The 19,950-nt window shown below is 72.6% G+C and carries 18 protein-coding genes; 6 read left to right on the top strand and 12 right to left on the bottom strand.

The window, feature by feature from the left end:
* Positions 1 to 175: 175 nt before the first annotated feature.
* The 9 genes from QCZ28_RS04620 to QCZ28_RS04660 all read right to left on the bottom strand — a co-directional run bounded on the left by QCZ28_RS04620 (position 176) and on the right by QCZ28_RS04660 (position 11,508).
* Entirely contained in the window at positions 176 to 1,366 is a 1,191-nt protein-coding gene (locus QCZ28_RS04620) for an acyl-CoA dehydrogenase (RefSeq protein ID WP_279515371.1), read from the bottom strand.
* Positions 1,363 to 3,399 (bottom strand): biotin carboxylase N-terminal domain-containing protein, encoded by a 2,037-nt coding sequence (locus tag QCZ28_RS04625; RefSeq protein WP_279515372.1) that lies wholly within the window; start codon positions 3,397 to 3,399, stop codon positions 1,363 to 1,365. The genes QCZ28_RS04620 and QCZ28_RS04625 overlap by 4 nt, the downstream gene beginning before the upstream one ends.
* An 11-nt stretch (positions 3,400 to 3,410) precedes the next feature.
* The gene (locus QCZ28_RS04630; RefSeq protein ID WP_279515373.1) at positions 3,411 to 5,012 is read right to left on the bottom strand and encodes a carboxyl transferase domain-containing protein; all 1,602 of its coding nucleotides are present in this window, start codon (positions 5,010 to 5,012) and stop codon (positions 3,411 to 3,413) included.
* Positions 5,013 to 5,126: 114 nt separating this feature from the next.
* On the bottom strand, positions 5,127 to 6,323 hold the full coding sequence (locus QCZ28_RS04635) for an acyl-CoA dehydrogenase family protein (RefSeq protein ID WP_279515374.1): 1,197 nt from the start codon (positions 6,321 to 6,323) through the stop codon (positions 5,127 to 5,129).
* The gene (locus QCZ28_RS04640; protein ID WP_279515375.1) at positions 6,320 to 7,981 is read right to left on the bottom strand and encodes a DUF1446 domain-containing protein; all 1,662 of its coding nucleotides are present in this window, start codon (positions 7,979 to 7,981) and stop codon (positions 6,320 to 6,322) included. The genes QCZ28_RS04635 and QCZ28_RS04640 overlap by 4 nt, the downstream gene beginning before the upstream one ends.
* Positions 7,978 to 8,775 (bottom strand): TIGR03084 family metal-binding protein, encoded by a 798-nt coding sequence (locus QCZ28_RS04645; RefSeq protein WP_279515376.1) that lies wholly within the window; start codon positions 8,773 to 8,775, stop codon positions 7,978 to 7,980. The genes QCZ28_RS04640 and QCZ28_RS04645 overlap by 4 nt, the downstream gene beginning before the upstream one ends.
* A 37-nt stretch (positions 8,776 to 8,812) precedes the next feature.
* On the bottom strand, positions 8,813 to 9,418 hold the full coding sequence (locus QCZ28_RS04650) for a TetR/AcrR family transcriptional regulator (RefSeq protein ID WP_279515377.1): 606 nt from the start codon (positions 9,416 to 9,418) through the stop codon (positions 8,813 to 8,815).
* 554 nt (positions 9,419 to 9,972) lie between these two features.
* Positions 9,973 to 10,716 carry a metallophosphoesterase family protein gene (locus QCZ28_RS04655; protein WP_279515378.1) on the bottom strand — a complete coding sequence of 248 codons (744 nt, stop codon included), beginning with the start codon at positions 10,714 to 10,716 and terminating at the stop codon, positions 9,973 to 9,975.
* Between the two features lie 114 nt (positions 10,717 to 10,830).
* Positions 10,831 to 11,508 carry a Crp/Fnr family transcriptional regulator gene (locus QCZ28_RS04660; RefSeq protein WP_007466162.1) on the bottom strand — a complete coding sequence of 226 codons (678 nt, stop codon included), beginning with the start codon at positions 11,506 to 11,508 and terminating at the stop codon, positions 10,831 to 10,833.
* A gap of 143 nt (positions 11,509 to 11,651) precedes the next feature.
* Between QCZ28_RS04660 and QCZ28_RS04665 the strand changes: the two genes are divergently transcribed.
* From QCZ28_RS04665 to QCZ28_RS04690, 6 genes are all read left to right on the top strand, one after another.
* Positions 11,652 to 12,359 carry an adenosylcobinamide amidohydrolase gene (locus QCZ28_RS04665; RefSeq protein ID WP_279515379.1) on the top strand — a complete coding sequence of 236 codons (708 nt, stop codon included), beginning with the start codon at positions 11,652 to 11,654 and terminating at the stop codon, positions 12,357 to 12,359.
* An 11-nt stretch (positions 12,360 to 12,370) separates the two neighbouring features.
* On the top strand, positions 12,371 to 13,549 hold the full coding sequence (locus QCZ28_RS04670; RefSeq protein WP_279515380.1) for a CapA family protein: 1,179 nt from the start codon (positions 12,371 to 12,373) through the stop codon (positions 13,547 to 13,549).
* Between the two features lie 40 nt (positions 13,550 to 13,589).
* Entirely contained in the window at positions 13,590 to 14,378 is a 789-nt protein-coding gene (gene nth / locus QCZ28_RS04675; RefSeq protein ID WP_347815084.1) for an endonuclease III, read from the top strand.
* A complete protein-coding gene (locus tag QCZ28_RS04680) occupies positions 14,375 to 15,058 on the top strand; it encodes a redoxin family protein (protein WP_279515382.1) in 684 nt (227 codons plus the stop codon). The genes nth and QCZ28_RS04680 overlap by 4 nt, the downstream gene beginning before the upstream one ends.
* Complete coding sequence (locus tag QCZ28_RS04685; RefSeq protein WP_279515383.1) at positions 15,055 to 15,747, top strand: CoA pyrophosphatase; 693 nt, start codon at positions 15,055 to 15,057, stop codon at positions 15,745 to 15,747. The genes QCZ28_RS04680 and QCZ28_RS04685 overlap by 4 nt, the downstream gene beginning before the upstream one ends.
* Before the next feature lie 63 nt (positions 15,748 to 15,810).
* A complete protein-coding gene (locus QCZ28_RS04690; RefSeq protein WP_030328027.1) occupies positions 15,811 to 16,989 on the top strand; it encodes a MarP family serine protease in 1,179 nt (392 codons plus the stop codon).
* 16 nt (positions 16,990 to 17,005) lie between these two features.
* On the opposite strand, the gene QCZ28_RS04695 is transcribed toward QCZ28_RS04690, so the two are convergent.
* From QCZ28_RS04695 to mycP, 3 genes are read right to left on the bottom strand one after another with little or no spacing between them, the layout of a single operon-like run.
* Positions 17,006 to 17,713 (bottom strand): phosphatase PAP2 family protein, encoded by a 708-nt coding sequence (locus tag QCZ28_RS04695; protein WP_279515384.1) that lies wholly within the window; start codon positions 17,711 to 17,713, stop codon positions 17,006 to 17,008.
* Positions 17,714 to 17,750: 37 nt separating this feature from the next.
* Positions 17,751 to 18,542: a phosphatase PAP2 family protein gene (locus QCZ28_RS04700; protein WP_279515385.1), complete on the bottom strand. Its 792-nt coding sequence runs from the start codon at positions 18,540 to 18,542 to the stop codon at positions 17,751 to 17,753.
* A 52-nt stretch (positions 18,543 to 18,594) separates the two neighbouring features.
* Complete coding sequence (mycP, locus tag QCZ28_RS04705; RefSeq protein ID WP_279515386.1) at positions 18,595 to 19,935, bottom strand: type VII secretion-associated serine protease mycosin; 1,341 nt, start codon at positions 19,933 to 19,935, stop codon at positions 18,595 to 18,597.
* Positions 19,936 to 19,950 lie beyond the last annotated feature (15 nt).

A 19,950-nucleotide genomic window follows, 5' to 3' on the forward strand; every position in this document is an offset into this window, starting at 1 on the left:
GTCGCATCGCCGGCGTGACCGCTGCCGGCTGCATCGCCGGCGTGATCGACTCGGCTTTCAGGAAGTCGGGGCGTTGTTGACGCCTGGACACCCCAGGTTCAAGAAAACCGAGTCGATCACGCACTGTGGTCGCGAGCGGGCGTCCGGCCAGGGCCGGACGCCCACGCGTGTGCCGTCAGTACGACTTGTCCTGGCCGAGGACATGTTGGGCCACGAAGTTGAGGATCATCTCGCGGCTGACCGGGGCGATCCGGCCGGCCCGGACCGCGCCGAGCAGGGTCGCCACCCCGTACTCGGTGGTCATGCCGGCCCCGCCGAGCACCTGGACGGCGGTGTCCACGGCGAGCGCGGCGGCCTCACCGGCCGCGTACTTGGCCATGTTGCCGGACACCCCGGCCTCCAGGTCGCGGCCGGCGTCGTACAGCGTGGCCGCCTTCTGGATCATGAGTCGGGCCAGCTCCACCTGCACCGCCGCGTGGGCCAGCGGGTGCGACACGCCCTGGTGGGTGCCGATGGTCCGACCACCCCAGACCTTGCGGGTGGCGGTGTACTCGCTGGCCCGCTCGATGGCGTACCGGCCGGTGCCGGCGCCCATCGCGGCCACCGTGATCCGCTCCGGGTTGAGCCCGGCGAAGAGTGCCGGCAGCCCCGCGTCCACCGACTCACCGAGCAGCGCGTCGGCGGGCACCCGCACGTCGTCCAGGTAAAGCAGGAACTGGTTCTCCGGAGACACGATCTCCATGTCCAGCTTGGACCGGGTCAGCCCGGCCGCGTCGGTCGGCACCAGGAACAGCGCCGGCTTGAGCCTCTGCGGAGGCGTATCCCCTGAGCCGGCTGGGCCGTCATCAACGGCGACGCGGGCCACCACCAGCACGTGCCCGGCCTCGTCGACCCCGGAGATGTAGCACTTGCGACCGTTGAGCACCCAGTCGTCGCCGTCGCGCCGGGCCACCGTGCCGAGCCGGTGGAAGTTGGAACCGGCCTCCGGCTCGGTGATCGCGAAGACGATCTTCTGGGAGCCGTCGGCCAGGCCCGGCAGGTGCCGTTTGCGCTGCTCCTCGGTGCCGTGCCGGTTGATCACGGTCGCCGCGATGGCCGGCGACACCACCAGCAGCAGCAACGGGCAACCGGCCGCCGCCAACTCCTCGCAGACGATGGCCAGTTCGGTGATGCCGCCGCCCCCACCGCCGTACTCGGTGGGGATGTTGACCCCCAGGTAGCCGAGCCGTCCCGCCTCGGCCCACAACTCGGTGGTGTGCTCACCGGCCTTCGCCTTCTCGACGAAGTAGCCGTGGCCGTAGCGGCGGCCCAGGGCCCGCACGGCGTCGCGCAACTGGTCCTGCTCGGGGGTGAGGTCGAAGGTCATCGGGGGTCCTCCTCGGGATTCGACGGCTCCGGATCGGCGGGTGCGGGGGAGCTGTCGATGACGGCCAGCACTGCGCCCGCCTGCACCTGACCACCGGTCGGCACCGGCAACTCGGCGACCACACCGTCGATCGGGGCGAGCACGGGATGTTCCAGCTTCATCGCTTCCAACGTGAGCAGCGGGTCGCCGGCCGTGACCCGCTGACCGACCTGGACGTGCACCCGGGTCACCGCGCCGGGCAGCGGCGCGAGCAGCGACCCCGCACCCACTTCCGTCGTGGGCAGGGGAAGACGCGGCAGCTCGGTCAGGCTCGCCGCCCCGTCCGGGCCGTCCACGAAGACCGCCGACCCCACCCGGTGTACGCGGTACCCGCGCCGAACCCCGTCGACGTCGAGCACCACCCGGTCCGCTGTGGCCTGAACCAGCGCCACTGTCGGCGGGCCCGCTGACCCGGCGGCGTCGGAGCCCGGCGCTGTGCTGCCCCAGTCCGCGAGCCGGCCGGTCCGGTCCAGGCGGTAGCGCACCTCGATCTCGTGGCCGTCCGACTGGACGAGGCGGGTGACCTGCGGGACGGCGGGCACGTTGCGCCACCCGGAGGGGAGCCCGGACAGCACCGGCGCGGTCGCCCGACGGTGCGCCGCGCCCGCCAGCGCGGCGGCGAGGGCGGTGAGCGGCACCTGGTCGGTGGGGAGCAGCGGGTCGAAGACCTCCGGGTGCCGGTCCAGGAAACCCGTGTCGATCTCCACGGCGGCGAACGCGGGGCTGCGCAGCACCCGGACCAGCAGGTCCCGGTTGGTGGTCACCCCGTGCAGCTCGGCCCGGGCCAGCGCGCCGGCCAGCAGCCGGGTCGCCTCCGCCCGGGTGCGACCCCAGGCGACCAGCTTCGCGAGCATCGAGTCGTAGTGCACCCCGACCACCGAGCCGGCCACCACACCCGAGTCGAGCCGCAGACCCGGCCCGACCAGCCCACCGAACTCGGTCGCCACCGCGCCGACGCTGAACCGGTGCAGCGTCCCGGTGTCCGGCCGCCACCCCGCCGCCGCGTCCTCGGCGCACAGGCGCACCTCGATCGCGTGCCCGGTGCTCCCCGGAAGGTCCGCCGGCAGCGGCTCACCCTCGGCGACGAGCAGTTGCAAACCCACCAGGTCCAGGCCGGTGCACAGCTCGGTGACCGGGTGCTCCACCTGGAGCCGGGTGTTCATCTCCAGGAAGAAGAACTCACCACCCGGGGCGAGCAGGAACTCCACAGTGCCCGCGCCCAGATAGTCCACCGCACGCCCGGCCGCCACCGCCGCCTCGTGCAACGCCGTCCGCACCCGCTCCGGTACGACCGCCGGTGCCTCCTCGACGATCTTCTGGTGTCGCCGCTGGATCGAGCACTCCCGGTCGCCGAGCGCCACCACCCGACCGTGGGTGTCGCCGAAGATCTGCACCTCGACGTGCCGGCCGCGCTCGACGTACCGCTCGATGAAGACAGTGCCGTCGCCGAACGCGGCAGCCGCCTCGCGGCGCGCGGAGGCGACCGCCTCGGCCAACTCGTCGGCGGTCCGGACGATCCGCATCCCCCGGCCGCCACCGCCGGCCGACGCCTTCACCAGCACCGGGAAGTCCGTGATCTTGTCCGGGTCGGTCCAACTGGGCAGCATCGGCACGCCCGCCTCGGCGAGCAGCGCCTTCGCCGCCAGCTTGTCGCCCATCGCGGCGATCACCTTGGCTGGCGGCCCGACCCAGGTCAGGCCCGCATCGGTCACCGCCGCCGCGAACTCGGCGTTCTCGGCGAGAAACCCGTAACCCGGGTGGACCGCGTCCGCGCCGGTGCGCCGGGCCGCGTCCAGGATCAGATCCACCCGCAGGTACGTCTCGGCCGGCGTGTTCCCGGGCAGCCGGACCGCCTGGTCGGCCTCGGCGACGAACGGCGCGTCGGCGTCCGCGTCCGAGTGCACGGCGACGGTCTGCACGCCCATCGCACGGCAGGTGGCGAAGATCCGACGGGCGATCTCACCCCGGTTGGCCACGAGCAAGCGTTCGATCATCGATTGACCCCTCACATCCGGAAGATGCCGTAGCCGTCGGCACCCTTGACGGGTCCGTTGTGGATCGCCGAGAGGCAGAGCCCGAGGACGGTCCGGGTGTCCCGAGGATCGATCACCCCGTCGTCGTAGAGCCGGCCGGAGAGGAAGAGCGCCCCGGACTGCGACTCGATCTGCTGCTCGACCATCATCCGCATCGCCGCGTCCGACTCCTCGTCGTAGTCGCGCCCCCGGGCGGCAGCCGCCTGCCGGGCCACGATGGACAGCACACCCGCCAGTTGAGCCGGGCCCATCACCGCCGACTTCGCGTTCGGCCAGGTGAACAGGAACCTCGGCTCGTACGCCCGGCCGCACATGCCGTAGTTGCCGGCCCCGTACGAGGCACCCAGGTTCACCGTCAGGTGCGGCACCGTCGAGTTCGACACCGCGTTGATCATCAGGGCGCCGTGCTTGATGATGCCGCGCTGCTCGTACTCGGTGCCGACCATGTAGCCGGTGGTGTTCTGCAAGAAGATCAACGGGGTGTCCGAGGCGTTCGCGAGCTGGATGAACTGGGCCGCCTTCTGCGCCTCCGCGCTGAACAGCACCCCTCGGGCATTCGCCAGCACCCCCACCGGGTACCCGTGCAGCTCGCCCCAACCGGTGACCAGCGCGTCCCCGTACGCCGGCTTGAACTCGTCGAAGTCGCTGCCATCAAGGATCCGGGCCAGCACCTCCCGGGGGTCGAACGGCACCTTCAGGTCGGCGCTGGTGATGCCGAGCAACTCCTCCGGGTCGTACTTCGGCTGCTGCGGCACCGCCGTACGCGGCGACGGGCCCTGCTTACGCCAGTTCAGCCGGCGGACACACTGCCGGGCCAGCCGGATGCCGTCGCGCTCGTCGGCGGCCAGGTAGTCGGCGAGCCCGGACGTGCCGGCGTGCATCGCCGCGCCACCCAACGACTCGTCGTCGGTGACCTCGCCGGTCGCCATCTTCACCAGCGGCGGACCGGCCAGGTAGACCTGCGACCGGTCCCGAATCATGATCACGTGATCGGACATCCCCGGCACGTACGCGCCACCGGCCGTCGCGTTGCCGAAAACCACGCTGACAGTGGGGATGCCCGCCGCCGAGAGCCGGGTGAGGTCACGGAACACCCGACCACCGGGGATGAAGATCTCCGCCTGGGTGGGCAGATCCGCCCCGGCCGACTCGACCAGGTTGACCATGGGCAGCCGGTTGGCAAGCGCGATCTCGCCGGCCCGCCGGGTCTTCGCCAACGACCACGGATTGACAGCGCCGCCGCGTACCGTCGGATCGTTCGCGACGATCAGGCACTCCACACCCTCGACCACCCCGATACCGGTGACCACACTGGCCCCGACCGGGAAGTCCGAGCCGTACGCGGCGACCGGCGACAACTCCAGGAACGGGCTGTCGGCGTCCACCAGGAGCTCGATCCGCTCCCGGGGGAGCAGCTTGCCTCGGGCGTGGTGCCGGGGCACGTACTTCTCGCCGCCACCGGCCCGCGCCTGGTCCAGCGCGGCGTCCAACTCGGCCAGCCGCTCCAGCAACGCCGCCCGGTTCGCCACATACGAGGGCGCGGACGGGTCAACCGAGCTGTCCAGGATCGTCACCGTGCCTCCTTGGTTCGCGACTGCGGGGCTCGCAAGATCGGCTCACTCCTCGCGCTCACAGCGCCCCCTTCGTTCGCGACTGCGGGGCTCGCAAGATCGGCTCACTCCTCGCGCTCACAGCCCCATGCCCTTCGCGATGATCTCGTTCATGATCTCGGTGGTGCCGCCGCCGATGCCGAGGATCCGCGCGTCGCGGTAGTGCCGCTCCACCTCGGCGTCGCGCAGGTAGCCGAAGCCGCCGTGCAGCTGCAACGCCTCGTCGACGACGTGGTCGCAGGCGGCCACCGCCATGTTCTTGGCCATCGCCACCTCGGTCACCACCGGCTCGCCGGCAGCGACCCGAGCGGCGACGTCGTGCACGTACGACCGGGCGGCCTCAGCGCGGGTGTGCATCTCGGCCAACCGGTGCCTGATCAGCTGCCGGCTGGCCAGCGGACGCCCGAAGGTCTCCCGGTCCCGGCACCAGCGCACCGCCAGCTCGACGCAGCGCTGCGCTGTCGCGTACGCCTGGGTCGCCAGCGACAGCCGTTCCGCAGCGAAGTGCTCCATGATCGCCAGGAAGCCGGTGTTCTCCGCGCCGATCCGGTTGGCGACCGGCACCCGCACGTCGGCGAAGGACAGCTCGGCGGTGTCCGAACAGTGCCAGCCCAGCTTCTCCAACCGGCGTCCCACGGTGAACCCGGGTGACCCCTTGTCGATGACCAGCAGGGTGAGTTCACCGCTGCCGGGGAAGTCGGTACACACCGCGGTGGTCACGAAGTCGGCCCGCTGGCCGCTGGTGATGTAGGTCTTCGACCCGTTCACCACGTAGTGGTCGCCGTCGCGGCGGGCGGTCGTGCGGATGCCGGCCACGTCTGAACCGCCGTCCGGCTCGGTGATGGCCAGCGCGCCGATCATCGTGCCGGACAGGGTGGGCCGGACGTACCGTTCGATCAGGCTGTCATCGGCCGGGGACGAGACGCCGCCGAGCCGACCGCCCAGCGAACCACCGGTGCGGGCACCGGCCGCCGCGACCATGTGCGGCAACGCGATCCCGTGCGTGAACAGGGCTGCCACCAGCCCGGACGAGCCGCCGGAGCGGATCAGCTCCTCGGTCACGATGATCGAGTCGAGCAGGTCACCGCCGCTGCCGCCGACCGACTCCGGGAAGCCGATACCGAGCAGGCCGAGCTTCGCGGCAGTCGCGTGCAACGCCCGGGGCACCTCGCCGGCCCGCTCCCAGTCGTCCAGGTGCGGCAACACCTCCCGGGTCACGAACGCCCGGGTCAGCTCGCGCAGTTGCCGGCGCTCCGGGGTGTCCACGATGCTCACGGCGTTCCCTTCGGGAGGTCGACGATCCGGGCGCGCAGCAGCTCGCCGAGCGCCTTGGCCTGTGGGTCGAACCGGGTGGACGCGGCCACCCCCGCGCCGAGCAGGCCCTCGATCACGAAGTTGACGGCGCGCAGGTTCGGCAACTCATAGCGCCGCACCGACAGCGAGGCGGTCTCCGGCAGCAGCTCGGCCAACCGGTCGACGGACAGCCAGGTCCGCAGCCACGCGTACCCGGTGTCGGAACGCGCCCAGACACCGAGGTTGGCGTCTCCGCCCTTGTCCCCGGAGCGCGCACCGACCACCTCGCCGAGCGCCCCGCGCCGGGTCGGGCCGTCGACCGCGACCTCGCTACCCGAGGCGGGTTCGTCCTGCACCGTTGGGGCGGTGCGGATCGGCGGGGCGATCGGCACCCGCTCGCCGCCGGGCAGCACCGCGATGTGCGCCACCGCGTCCTGCGGCACCGTGTCGGCGGTGAAGACGCCGTACGGTGTCGCGTCGCCGGGCACCGTGGTCAGGGTGCACCCCGGGTACGAGGCCAGGGCCAGCTCCACCGCGGCGGCCGAGAAGGCCCGCCCGGCCCGCGTCTTGTCGCCGTCACGCAGGTGTACGTGCAGCAGCGCGCTGGCCGCCTCCGTGTCGGCGGCGTCCTCGTGGTCGGTGCGCGCCAGCGTGAACTCCAGCCCGTCAGCGCCCACCGCCTCCTCGATCTGCCCCCGGACCAGCGCCGCCTTCGCCTCGATGTGCAGACCGCAGAGGACGAACGTCATCGAGTTGCGGAAGCCGCCGAGGTTGTTGACGCCCACCTTGAGGGTTGGCGGTGGAGGCGTGCCCCGTACGCCGGAGACCCGGACCCGGTCCGGCCCGTCGGGGTGCAGCGCCACGGTGTCCAGTCGGGTGACCACGTCCGGCCCGAGATAGGACGGCCCGCCGATCTCGTAGAGCAGTTGGGCGGTGACCGTCTCCACGGTGACCGCGCCACCGGTGCCCGGATGCTTGGTGACCACCGACGAGCCGTCGGAGTGCACCTCGACGATCGGGAACCCGGGCCGGTGACCGCCGTCGGGCAGTTCGGTGAAGAAGCTGAAGTTGCCGCCGGTGACCTGTGCGCCGCACTCGACGAGGTGCCCCGCGACGGTGGCCCCGGCCAGCTCGTCGAGGTCGTCGCGGCCCCACCCGTACCGGGCGATGGCCGGGCCGACCACCAGCGACGCGTCGGTGACCCGGCCGGTGACCACCACGTCGGCAGCGGCGTCCAGGCAGGCGGCGATCCCGAACGCGCCGAGGTAGGCGTTGGCGCTCAACGCGTCCGGCCGCTGGATCGTGTCGCCTTCGACGTACCCGATCCGGGCCGGCAGGCCCAGCCGGTTGGCGAGCTTCTCGATGGCCGTGGCCAGGCCGGCCGGGTTCAGCCCGCCGGCGTTGGTCACGATCCGCACCCCTCGGTCGAGCGCGGTGCCGAGGCAGGTCTCCAGTTGCCGCAGGAACGTCTTCGCGTAGCCCAGGTCGCTGTCGCGGAGACGGTCCCGGGCCAGGATCAGCATGGTCAACTCGGCCAGGTAGTCGCCGGTCAGCACGTCCAGCTCACCGCCGTCGAGCATCTCCCGCCAGGCGGTGAACCGGTCGCCGTAGAAGCCGGAGGCGTTGCCGATGCGGATCACGCCCGTACCCCGTTCCCGCCGGCCGGCTTGCGGCCGTCACCCGGCGGCCCGGCGAAGGCCTGTGCCACGTCGAGCCACTCGTCGGCGACCGGCCCGGTGGCCACCAGGTCGAGGTCCGCGCGGTGCCGGCGCTGGGTGACCAGCTGGCAGAAGTCCCGGGCCGGGCCGGTGACCCGGTCGGCGGCGTCCGCCGGCCCCCAGCTCCACGTGTCGCCGCCGGGCCCGACCAGCTCGACCCGGACCGGCGCCGTCGGCGCCTCCCGGCCGTGCGCGATGAAACCGTGCCCGAGGGTACGCACGCCCAGGTGCGCCACGTGCCGAAGCCGGTCGCTGTCGGGGCGGACCACGCCGAGGGCGTCGGCGACGTCCGCGCCGTGTGCCCAGGTCTCCATGAGCCGGGCGGTGGCCATCGAGGTGGCCGACATCCGGGTGCCGTACCAGGGCAGTTTGTCACCGGCCGGAACGGCGGCCAGCGCGTCGACGAGCGCGGTTCGCCCGGCCCGCCAGCGGGCGAGCAGCTCGGCCGGCGGTGCCAGGAACTCCTCGGCTCCCACGTCGACCATCCGCGTCACGTCCGGCGCGGAGGTCACCGTCGCGTAGAACGCCTCCGCGTCGGTGGCGGCCAACAGTGCCACGTGGTCGGTCCAGGCGAGGTGCGCGATCTGATGCCCGATGCTCCAGCCCGGCGCGGGGGTCGGCCTCGCCCAGTCGGCTGCGGGCAGTGTGGCCACCAGGGCGTCCAGCTGGGCGGACTCGTCGGCCAGGTCCGTGAGCAGGTCGCTGAGGTCGACCATGGTGCCTCCGGTCGGTGGGGGCCGGTGCGGCCGGCGGTCAGGGGGTGAGCAGGGTGGTGAGCTGGCGCTTCCAGGTGGTCAGCAGGGCGGCCCGGCGGGCCGAGTCGTCGCTGAGCAGGTTGGCCACCCCGAGCCCGCGGAGCAGGTCGAGGGTGGCCTGCACCGCTTCGCGGACGCCGGGTCGACGCTCGTCGACGCCGAGCAGGGAGACGGTGAGCCGGTGCATCTCCCGCCCGACCGTCGCCTCCAGCGGCACCAGGGCGTCGCGGAGTTCCCGGTCGGTGCGGGCGGCGACCCAGAGCTCAAGCGCGGCCACGAAAAGCGGACCGGTGAACGCCACGGCGAGCAGGTCGACGACCCGGTCCAACCGTTGTGGGCCAGCCGGCAACGCCTCGGCCTCGGTGCGCAACTCGTCGGCCCGACGCTCGGCCAGGTGGGCCACGGCGGCCGTGACCAGCGCGGCCTTCGTCGGGTAGTGGTGCAGCTGAGCCCCACGGGAAACACCGGCCCGCGCCGCGACGACGGTGGTCGTGGTGCCGGACCAACCGTGCTCGATCAGGCAGTCGACGGTCGCCTCCAGCAGCCGGGCCTGGGTGGCGCGGCTGCGTTCCTGCTGGGGGACACGGGTCGATGCGGGGGACACGCGAACAGCCTGGGGCCTGAGAAACAAACAGTCAAGACTGACTTTTTTAGACCCGTGTCGCTCGGGTGCGAGCCGGGCGGGCTCGGGCTCGCGCAGGCGCGGCGGATTCGTGACGGGACGGCGGGTGGTGACGGCGCGGCGTGGCGGTGGCGCCGCCCAGGAGACGGCATGGGGGCAGTGGCCTCGCTTTGGAGCTGATGTCACAAACGAATCACCGGTCGGCCTCACCGGTCGGCCTCACCCGTTGCCTGTTGCCTGTTGCCTTGCCTTGGATCTGCTTGCCGAATGCCGACCACTGATGCCGCAAACGATTCAGCTCCAAAGGGCCCGTGACCCGTACCGAAGTGCTGCCGGCGTGGCCGTCGGGTGCCTGCTCGGCGACCGCCGGATGCCGCGTTAGCGGCTGTCGAACAGCCTTCCCAGCGGCGGGCCGCCAGCTCTGCGCCGTCTCGCGCCGCCAGCTTTGCGCCGTCTCGCGCCGCCAGCTTTGCGCCGTCTCGCGCCGTCGGCTGTGCGCCGTCGGGCTGCCAGTTCTGCGCCGTCAGGCTGCCGGCTCAGCGGCCGTCTCGGGGGCCGAAGACGGTCAGCGCGTCGGCGTCGCTGTGTTGGGAGCGGAGGTACTCGTCGGCCCAGGCGGCGGCGTCGGGGAAGGTCGACTCCGCTGCCACCCGGGCGCAGGCGGCGTCCACGTCGAACGCGGTGCGGCGCAGTTGGACGCCCGGCCCGAGCAGCGCCCACCACGCCCCCGCGCCCCCGTACGGCATGCCGATGCTGCCCGGGTTCACCACCAGCCGCCGGTCGACCAGCCGGGTGAAGGGCATGTGGGTGTGGCCGCAGACCACCGTGGAAACCTCGGCGGGAAGACCGTCGAACACCTCCGCCCAGCGGGCCAACCGGGAGTCGACGAGCACTACCTCCTCGTCGTCGCGGGGCGTCGCGTGGCAGAACAGCGTCGGCCCGAGGCCGTCGACCTCCATCGTCACCGTCGCCGGCAGCGCGCCCAGCCGGGCCACCTGATCGTCACGCAGTTGCCCGGCGGCCCAGTTCGACACCTCGATCGACGCGGGATGCCCGGCCCGGGCCTCGACCAGCTCGCGATCGGCGTTGCCGCCGACCCAGCACACCCGGTCGCCCAGGTCGGCGAGCACGTCCAGCACCTCGACCGGTTGCGGGCCCGCGGCGATGTCACCGGTGAGCACGATCAGATCGGCGGCGGCGACGTCCGGCTCAGCCAGGACGGCCTCCAGCGCCGGCAGAACACCATGGATGTCGGAGAGCACGGCAACACGGTTCACCATGGCCCCACCCTCACCGCTGGCACCGCCCCGGGGCCAGCGATTCTGCGCCAGGCAGATGGCAAACGTCCCCGTCTGCGGCCGGCGCCGGCCGCAGACGGGGACGTGCTGTGCCGCTCAGACGCGGGCGCGACGGGCCAGGCGCTCCGGGTCCAGAATGATGATGCTCTTGCCGTCCAGGCGCAGCCAGCCGCGCGAGGCGAAGTCGGCCAGCGCCTTGTTGACGGTCTCCCGGGAGGCGCCGACGAGTTGGGCGATCTCCTCCTGGGTGAGGTCGTGGGTCACCCGCAGAACGCCACCGTCGCGGGTGCCGAAGCGCCCCGCCATCTGGAGCAGGTTCTTGGCGACCCGGCCCGGCACGTCCGTGAAGATCAGGTCGGCGAGCGAGTCGTTGGTCCGGCGCAGTCGACGGGCCAACACCCGGAGCAACTGCTCGGCGATCTCCGGGCGGTTGTTGAGCCACGGCCGCAGCGCCTGCTTACGCAGCCGCACCAGCCGGGTGTCGGTCACCGCGGTGGCGGTCGCCGTACGCGGACCCGGGTCGAAGAGCGACAGCTCACCGACCATGTCCGACGGCCCCATCACCGCGATCAGGTTCTGCCGGCCGTCCGCCGCGCGGCGACCAACCTTGATCTTCCCGGACAGCAGGATGTAGAGGCTGTCACCGGGCTCGCCCTCATTGAAGACGATCTCGCCCTTGCGGACCTCGATCGTCTCCATCTCCTTGGCAAGCGCCTCGGCAGCTTCCGGGTCAACACCCTGGAAGATCCCGCTGCGGGCCAGTACCTCGTCCATTGCGCACCTCCGGTTGCGCGTGCCGTCCGTCGGCCGGGGCCGCCGTCCGCTGATCCCCTCGCGCGCCGCCAAGTCTAGGCGCACGTGAGCATGAATCAGAGGTCGCCCCTGGAATCTTGATCGGTGGGCGTAACCTGCCCGACGTGCTGAGCGAGCCGATTCTGACCAGCCGCGCCGAGGACGGGCGGCACGTCCCGCTGCTCGTCTGGCGCGCGGACGTGCCGCTGCGGGCGGTGAGCAGTGGCCCGCTGGGCGGTGGCATCGGGGTCCGGCGGTGGGTGCTGAACGCGACAGTGCCGATGTCGTACGACCGGGAGGACCCCGCGGCGCACCTGGCCTCGCTCGCCGCTGAGCTGGCCCTGGACGGCGCCGGGGTCGGTCTGCTGACCGGCGTCGATGTGGCCGAGGTGGTGGCGCGGACCGACACCGGGGTGCGGGCCTGGGCGACGGTCGGGCTCGGCACGCCGGTGCCCGCGGCCGCGCCGACGCCGGCCGCGCTCGCCGAGCGCGTCGGCACAGTCAACATCGTGGTGTACGTGCCGGCCCGGCTCGCCGACTCGGCACTCGTCAACGCGGTGGCCACCGCGACCGAGGCGAAGACCCAGGCGATCACCGACCTGAGGGTGCCGGGGACCGGCACGCCCACCGACGCGGTCACCGTGCTCTGCCCGGTGGACGGGCCGGAGGCCGCGTACGGCGGGCCGCGCTCCACCTGGGGCGCCCCGCTCGCCCGAGCGGTGCACGCGGCGGTCCTGGCCGGCGGCGCCCGGCCGGTCGTGCCGTGGTCTGAGCAGCTCAAGGGTGCAAAGTCCAACCGATCGGCCATCGTCGGCGGGTTTAACGACCGGTAGGGTCGCGGGCGATGTACGCTCCCGCCCCCCTCGCGTCCCGCCCGCGTCGCCGCGTCGCCCTCGGCCTCGCCGCGCTGCTGGCCGCCCTCCTCGTGGCCGGCTGTGCCGACCCCGGTGGTGAGGCACCCGTCTGGCAGCCCGGCGCGGGAGGTGGTGGCACCGGCGCACCGGTCTCCACCGCCGGCCCGAAGGCCACCGGGCCCGCCTCCTCCGGTACGGGTGGCGCGATCTCGCTCTCCGCCACCGGCGACATCATCATGGGCAACGCGCCCAGTCGCCTGCCCGCCGCCGGCGGTAAGGGCTTCTTCAACTCGGTCACCGAGGCGCTCAAGGCCGACCTGGTGATGGGCAACCTGGAGGAGCCGCTGACCGTCGACACCGGCACCGGCAAGTGCGGGGCCAACTCCACCCGCTGCTTCCAGTTCCGCGCCCCGCCCGAGTACGCCGGGCACCTGCGCGACGCCGGCTTCGACGTGCTCAACCAGGCCAACAACCACGGCTACGACTACGGCCCGAAGGGCTACGAGAACACCCAGAAGGCGCTGCAGAAGTACGAGCTGGAGCACACCGGCGCGCCGAACGAGATCACCGTGGTCGACGTCAAGGGCGTCAAGGTCGCTGTCGCCGGCTTCTCGTCGTACGTCTGGTCCAACAGTCTCGTCGACATCGCCAAGGCGAAGACAGTGGTTGCCAAGGCCGCCACCATGGCCGACCTGGTCGTGGTGCAGGTGCACATGGGCGGCGAGGGCGCCGACAAGACCCGGGTGAAGCCGGGCACCGAGATGTTCCTGGGCGAGAACCGGGGCGACCCGGTGAAGTTCTCGCACGCGATGATCGACGCCGGCGCCGACCTGATCGTCGGGCACGGCCCGCACGTGTTGCGCGGGATGGAGTTCTACCAGGGCCGGCTGATCGCGTACAGCCTGGGCAACTTCGCCGGCGGCGGCAACTCGCTGAGCAACGCCGGCCGCCTCGGCTGGGGCGGGGTGCTGAAGGTGTCGCTCAAGCCGGACGGTAGCTGGGCGGGTGGTTCGTTCACCTCCACGTACATGAACTCCGCCGGCAAGCCGACGATGGACCCGGACGACCGGGGCCTGGGTCTGGTCACCGAGTTGAGCCGCGCCGACTTCCCGAAGGCCGGCGCCCGGTTCGACGGGCAGGGGAAGATCTCGCCGCCAACCGCCGGCTGACCCGAGGAGGACGTCCGGGGTGCGACGTAGGCTGACCGTCGTGACCAGTAGCCCTCCCGGTGCCAGCGAGACCGACCTCGGGCGCAAACGCCGTGCCCGCAAGATCGGCCGGGTGCTGGCCGAGACGCACCCCGACGCGCATTGTGAGCTGGACCACTCCAACGCTCTGGAGCTGGCCGTCGCCACGATCCTGTCCGCGCAGTGCACGGACAAGAAAGTCAACGAGGTCACCCCGAAGCTCTTCGCCCGCTATCCCGACGCTGCCGCGTACGCCGGCGCCGACCGGGGCGAGATGGAGGAGCTGATCCGGCCCACCGGCTTCTACCGCAACAAGACCGACTCGCTGCTCAAGCTCGGTCAGGCACTCCTCGACCGGTACGACGGCAACGTCCCCGGCCGGCTCGTCGACCTGGTGACGCTCCCCGGCATCGGCCGCAAGACCGCCAACGTGATCCTCGGCAACGCCTTCGACGTCCCGGGCATCACCGTCGACACGCACTTCCAGCGGCTGGTCCACCGGTGGGGGCTGACCACCGAGACCGACCCGGTCAAGATCGAGCACGCGATCGGCGCGCTGTACGACAAGCGCGACTGGACCATGCTCTCGCACCGGATCATCTTCCACGGGCGACGGGTCTGTCACGCCCGTAAACCGGCCTGCGGGGCGTGCACGCTCGCCAAGCTCTGCCCCTCGTACGGCACCGGCCCGACCGAGCCGGCGGCCGCCGCCAAGCTGCTCAAGGGCCCTCGGGCGCGCGACCTCGCGGTGGCCGCCGGGGTCGACCCGGAGTTGGTGCCCGCGCAGGCGGTCACGGCGGAGGTGCCGTGAACCGCCGCCTCGCCCTCGCCGTCCTGCCACTGCTGCTGGCCGTCACCGCCTGCACCAGCGGCACTGCCGACGACGAGCCGGCGCCCCGTCCGGCCGCCGCCGAGCGACCATCCCCGTTCCGGGACTGCGCCACGTTGAGCACCGCGCCCACGGCCGCGACCCCCGGCTCCGGCGCGTCGACCCCCGCGTCTCCCAGCTCCGGCGCTTCGACGCCCGCGGCCCCCGGCTCCGGCACGACAGCGCCCGCCGCTGGTGGGCCGGCGCTGCCGGCGCTGACCCTCTCCTGCTTCACCGGCGGTGCTCCTGTCGCGCTGGGGGCGGTGGCCGGACCGGCGGTGATCAACGTGTGGGCGTCGTGGTGCCCGCCGTGCCGCAAGGAGTTGCCCGCGTTCCAACGCCTCAGCGAGCGGACCGCCGGTCAGCTCCAGGTGATCGGGGTCAACAGCCGGGACAGCCGCAGCGGCGCCCGGTCCATTGGCGAGGACTTCGGCGTCCGGTTCCCGATGCTGGTGGACCAGGGTGAGGCGTTGCAGCGGGAGTTGAGGCGCAACGCCATTCCGCTGACCCTCTTCGTCGCCGCCGACGGTCAGATCCGGCACATCGACGCCACCGGCGCTCTCGACGACGCCACGCTCGCCACGCTGGTCCGCCAGCACCTCGGCCTGGCGGTGCCGGCGTGACCCGTCGGCCACCCGGGTGGATCGAACCGTTGCTGACCCGGCTGGGCACCGCCCGCGCCGAGGACTTCACCCGGCTCACCACGCCGGCCGAGGGCGGTCGGGAGAGCGCTGTGCTGGTGCTGCTCGGCGAGCAGCCCGGCGTGGGCCCCGACGTGCTGGTCCTGCAACGCGCCGCCAACCTGCGCAACCACGCCGGTCAGCCGGCCTTCCCCGGCGGTGCGGCCGACCCGGAGGACGCCGACGTCCGCGCCACCGCCCTGCGTGAGGCGAACGAGGAGGTGGGCCTCGACCCGGCCAGCGTGACGGTGCTGGCCGAGCTGCCGAAACTGTGGATCCCGGTCAGCGACTTCGTGGTGACGCCGGTGCTGGCCTGGTGGCACGACCCGCACCCGGTGCACCCACGGGAGCCGGCCGAGGTGGCACACGTCGCCCGTCTGCCGGTGAGTGAGCTGGTCGATCCGGCCAACCGACTGCGGGTCCGCCACCCGAGCGGCTGGATCGGGCCGGCGTTCTCGGCGCGGGGGATGCTGGTCTGGGGCTTCACCGCGGGGGTGCTCGCCACTCTGCTCGAGATGGGCGGCTGGGCGCGTCCGTGGTCGCCGGGCAGGGTGCTGGAACTTCCGCCGACCGGGGCGACACCGGCCCCGTCCGCCGGCACCGAAGAGGCCGACGAGAACGCCCTGCGCTGACCGCACGGTCACCATCCGCAAGCGATGGTCATCCGCCGGGCACACTGCCCGTACGCTTGACCCGTGTCCGTCGTGGATCTCGTCCTGCTGCTGCTCATGCTCGTGTTCGCGATCAGCGGATACCGCCAGGGTTTCGTCATCGGCGTCACGTCGTTGTCCGGCTTCTTCCTGGGTCTCCTGCTGGGTCTCCAGCTGGGGCCGCTGTTCGCCAGACAGTTCGTGGACGCCGGCACCCGCGTGCTGATTTCGCTCGTGGCCATCTTCGGGCTGGCGGTGGTGGGGCAGGCGCTCGCCGGTTGGCTCGGCTCGCACCTGCGCAAGACGATCACCAGCGACGTGGGCAAACGGGCCGACGACGTCGGCGGGGCGTTGGTCTCGCTGTTCGCGGTCCTGCTACTGGCCTGGCTGGTGGCCGTGCCGCTCGGTTCGTCCTCGGTGCCCTGGCTCGCCGCCTCGGTCCGTAACAGCGCGTTGATCACGGTGGTCAACCAGGTCCTACCGGAGCAGGCCCACCGGTTGTCCACGGCGTTGGAGGACACCGTCGACACCGACGGTTTCCCGGACGTCTTCGGCGACCTGGCGCCCACCCGGGCCCGGCAGGTCGACCCGCCGGACCCGGCGCTGGCCGGATCGCAGGTGGTGGTCAGCGGTCAGCAGTCGGTCGTCAAGGTGCTCGGCTCGGCACCCAGTTGTTCACGCCGGATCGAGGGTTCCGGGTTCGTCTACGCGGACGACCGGGTGATGACCAACGCGCACGTCGTGGCCGGCACCCGCTCGGTCGCTGTGGAGCTGGGCGGCGAGCGGTACGACGGCAAGGTGGTCGTCTACGACCCGAACCGCGACCTGGCGGTGCTGCTGGTACCCGGGCTGCCCGGACCGTCCCTACGGTTCGCCGCCGGCAACGCGGGCAGCGGCGCCGACGCCATCGTGCTCGGCTTCCCGCTCGACGGCCCGTACAACGCGCAGTCGGCGCGGGTCCGGGACGTCGACCGGATCAAGGGCCCGGACATCTACTCCGCCAACGAGGTGACCCGGGAGATCTACACGATCCGGGCGCTGGTCCGCAGCGGCAACTCGGGCGGTCCGCTGCTCTCCGCCAACGGCCTGGTGCTCGGCGTGATCTTCGCGGCGGCGTCCGACGACCCGAACACCGGTTTCGCGGTGACGGCGGCCGAGGCCCGTCCGGTGGCGTTGGCGGGGGCCGAACGCAACCGGCAGGTCGGCACCGGCGAGTGCACCTGAGCCGCCGCGGGTCAGCTCAGGTCTGAGCCGGCAGAGCGCGACTCCCGGCGGTCGGCAACTTCGCCCGACCCCACCGCAGCCCCCGGTCCAGCACCGCACGGGCCATGATCGCGACGCAGGTGCCGCCGTTGACGAAGGACGCCACCACGTCGCTCGGGTGGTGCATCCCCCGGTACATCCGGGTCAGCGCCACGCCCAGCGGCACCATCAGCAGCAGCGTCCACCAGGCGACCTTCGCCCCGGTGCTCCGGGCGCGCAGCGCCATCAGCACGGCGATGCCGACGTAGAGCGCCACCGCCGCCGAGGTGTGCCCGGACGGGAAGCTCGACGTCGGTGGCGAGACGTCCATGTGTTCCACCGCCGGCCGCCGCCGGTCGATCGCGAGAGTGGTCAGCAGGAACACCAGCGCCTGGGCGGTCACCGCCGCGCACAGGAACAGCGGCTCGCGCCAGCGCTTCAGCCAGAGCCGCAGCGCCAACGCCACCAGCACTGTCACCACGACGATCATCTGGGTGCTGGCCAGCGTGCTGAACACCAGCGAGACGTTGTTCCAGTCAGCGGTGCGGTCGGCGGCCAGTTCCCGGTTCACCGTGTCCTCCACGGTGAACGGCCAGATGCGGGCGAACACCCGGGTGACCAGCACCCCGAGCAGCACCATGAGCCCGAGCAGGAGGGACACCGGCAGCAGCACCCGCCGAACGATCTGGAGCACGAGGTCGGACATGGGTGCGCCAGTACCCGGCCGGCCCCGTCGCCAGTCCTCAGGCGGCCCCGGGGTGTCGTTCGACCTCGGGAGCGACGCCGTCGCGGGTCGGTCGGACCGGCCGCAGCCCGGTGTGTGCCCGCCAACTGGTGAACGCGGCGGTGGTGGCCGCGACCACCGCCACACCGAGCAGCCATCCGCCCACCACGTCGCTGGTGAAGTGCACGCCGAGCGACACCCTGCTCAGCCCGGTCACCACGGTGAGCAGCACCGCCGCGACCCAGAGCGCCACCCGCGCCGGCCACCGCCGGGCGTACGGAAGGAGCACCAGCAGCAGCACCCCGGCGGCCAGGGTGGCGTTCAGCGCGTGCCCGGAGGGGAACGAGTAACCGGCGGCCCGGGCCACCGGGTCCAGCAGCTCCGGCCGGTCCCGGCCGACCAGCAGCTTGAGCAGCGGACCGAGCAACCCGCCGACGACCATGGTGGTGGCCGCCCAGAGGGCCAGGCGGCGGGCGCCCCGGCGCAGCAACCAGACCACCAGGAGCAGGACGACGGCGCGCAGCGGCATCGGGGCGAACACCTCGGTCCAGACCCGCATCAGCGCCACCCACGCCGGATGATCCTGGGCGTAGTCGTGCAGCGCGTCGGTGACCGTCGTGTCCAACCGGTGCAGCGGTGCCCAGGCGTCGAGCACCAGCAGTGTGAGCAGCGCGAACGGCACCAGCACCAGGAACGCCGCCGTCGCGGCGAGCGTGAGTCGCAGCCCCAGCGCGTGGTCCGGGTCGAATCGGCGGTGCCGCCACGACGGCCGGCCGGTGGGGGCGAGCATGGGCGGCCGGTGCGTCCTCATGACCTTGTTCTACCCGACCAGGCGGCCGGTCAGGCCTACCGGTTGGCTGCGATCAACGGGTCCGCTGGCGGAGCCGGCGAACCACCAGCGCCGCACCGGCGACCAGCGCGACCAGGAGCACGACGGTGGTCGCCAGTTGCGCCGGCGCGGACGTGTCCGCACCGCCCGCCGCCCGAGCCGTCCACCGGCTCTGCTGACCGGACGCGGCGAGACCCAGGGGATCGCTACCGGCACCGGACACCGGTCCGTCGTCGACCGAGCCCGGCGCTGGACCGAAACCGGTCACGCCCGGCGACGTCTGATCGTCGAGCGGGTTGACGGTCACCGGCGGCACCTGGGCGGTCAACGCGGCCACCGGGTCGACCACCCCGTACCCGAAGCGGTCGTCCCGCCCGGTCGGGCCGAGGTCCCGGGCGGTGGCCAACAACCGGTTGACCACCTCACCCGCCGGCATCTGCGGATAACGGGACCGGACCAGCGCGGCGGTCGCGGCCACCAGCGGCGCGGCGAAGCTGGTGCCCTGCACCCGCCAGTACCCGCTGGGCGGCTTGGCGCCGACCAGCCCGCTGGCGGGGGCGGTGAGCACCGTCGCCCGGCCGGTGATCGACCCGGACCACAGGTTGTCGCTGCTGCGTTCGAGACCGGCCACCGCGATCACACCCGGCTCCCGAGCCGGATACCAGACCTTGGTGCTGGTGGAGGTGGCCAGGTTGCCGGTGCAGGCAACCACGACCACGTCCCGGACGAACGCGTAGTCCAGGGCGGCGGCCAGGGCCGGGCTGTCGCCACTGCCACCCAGCGACAGATTGATCACGCGGGCGCCGTTGTCGACCGCCCAGCGCACGCCCTGGGCGACGATCAGCGCGTCGTCGTAACGGTTCTCCTCGTCCAGCACCCGGACCGGCAGGATCCGGGCGTCCGGTGCCAGGCCGACCACGCCCCGCTTGTCGTCACTGCGCCCGGCGATCAGGCCGGCGACGGTGGTGCCGTGGCCCACCGGGTCCGGGCCCGGGGCGCCGCCGGGGCCGACCAGGTCCTTGCCGGGGAGCACCTGACCGACCAGGTCGGGATGCGTGCCGTCCACTCCGGAGTCGACCACCGCCACGGTCACGCCCCGCCCGGTCGAGCTGCGCCACGCCGTCTCGGCCTGCAACTCGTCGAGCTGCCACTGCTCATCGCGGACCTGGTCGGTGCGGGCGACGGCGTCACCGGGGGCGAACGCCATCGGCGCGCCAGCGAGCTGTCCCCCGTTCGTGGGCGCGGCGACCGGCACGGCCGCCGCGGTGGGTGCCACGACGGCGAGCGCCGCGGCGACGCCGAGCAGCACTCGGCCGGTCGTTCGTCGGGCCGCTGACGGACCGCTGTGCCGCACCCCAGTCACATCCCCAGCCATTCATCCCGACGGAAC

It is taken from the genome of Micromonospora sp. DH14 (assembly GCF_029809455.1).
Taxonomy (GTDB): domain Bacteria; phylum Actinomycetota; class Actinomycetes; order Mycobacteriales; family Micromonosporaceae; genus Micromonospora; species Micromonospora parva.

Excerpts from the sequence above, each read along its gene's own strand:
- mycP (WP_279515386.1), bottom strand. The coding sequence starts at position 19,935 with ATGGCTGGGGATGTGACTGGGGTGCGGCACAGCGGTCCGTCAGCGGCC.
- QCZ28_RS04655 (WP_279515378.1), bottom strand. The coding sequence starts at position 10,716 with ATGGTGAACCGTGTTGCCGTGCTCTCCGACATCCATGGTGTTCTGCCG.
- QCZ28_RS04695 (WP_279515384.1), bottom strand. The coding sequence starts at position 17,713 with ATGTCCGACCTCGTGCTCCAGATCGTTCGGCGGGTGCTGCTGCCGGTG.
- QCZ28_RS04670 (WP_279515380.1), top strand. The coding sequence starts at position 12,371 with ATGTACGCTCCCGCCCCCCTCGCGTCCCGCCCGCGTCGCCGCGTCGCC.
- QCZ28_RS04700 (WP_279515385.1), bottom strand. The coding sequence starts at position 18,542 with ATGAGGACGCACCGGCCGCCCATGCTCGCCCCCACCGGCCGGCCGTCG.
- QCZ28_RS04660 (WP_007466162.1), bottom strand. The coding sequence starts at position 11,508 with ATGGACGAGGTACTGGCCCGCAGCGGGATCTTCCAGGGTGTTGACCCG.
- QCZ28_RS04625 (WP_279515372.1), bottom strand. The coding sequence starts at position 3,399 with ATGATCGAACGCTTGCTCGTGGCCAACCGGGGTGAGATCGCCCGTCGG.
- QCZ28_RS04620 (WP_279515371.1), bottom strand. The coding sequence starts at position 1,366 with ATGACCTTCGACCTCACCCCCGAGCAGGACCAGTTGCGCGACGCCGTG.
- QCZ28_RS04645 (WP_279515376.1), bottom strand. The coding sequence starts at position 8,775 with ATGGTCGACCTCAGCGACCTGCTCACGGACCTGGCCGACGAGTCCGCC.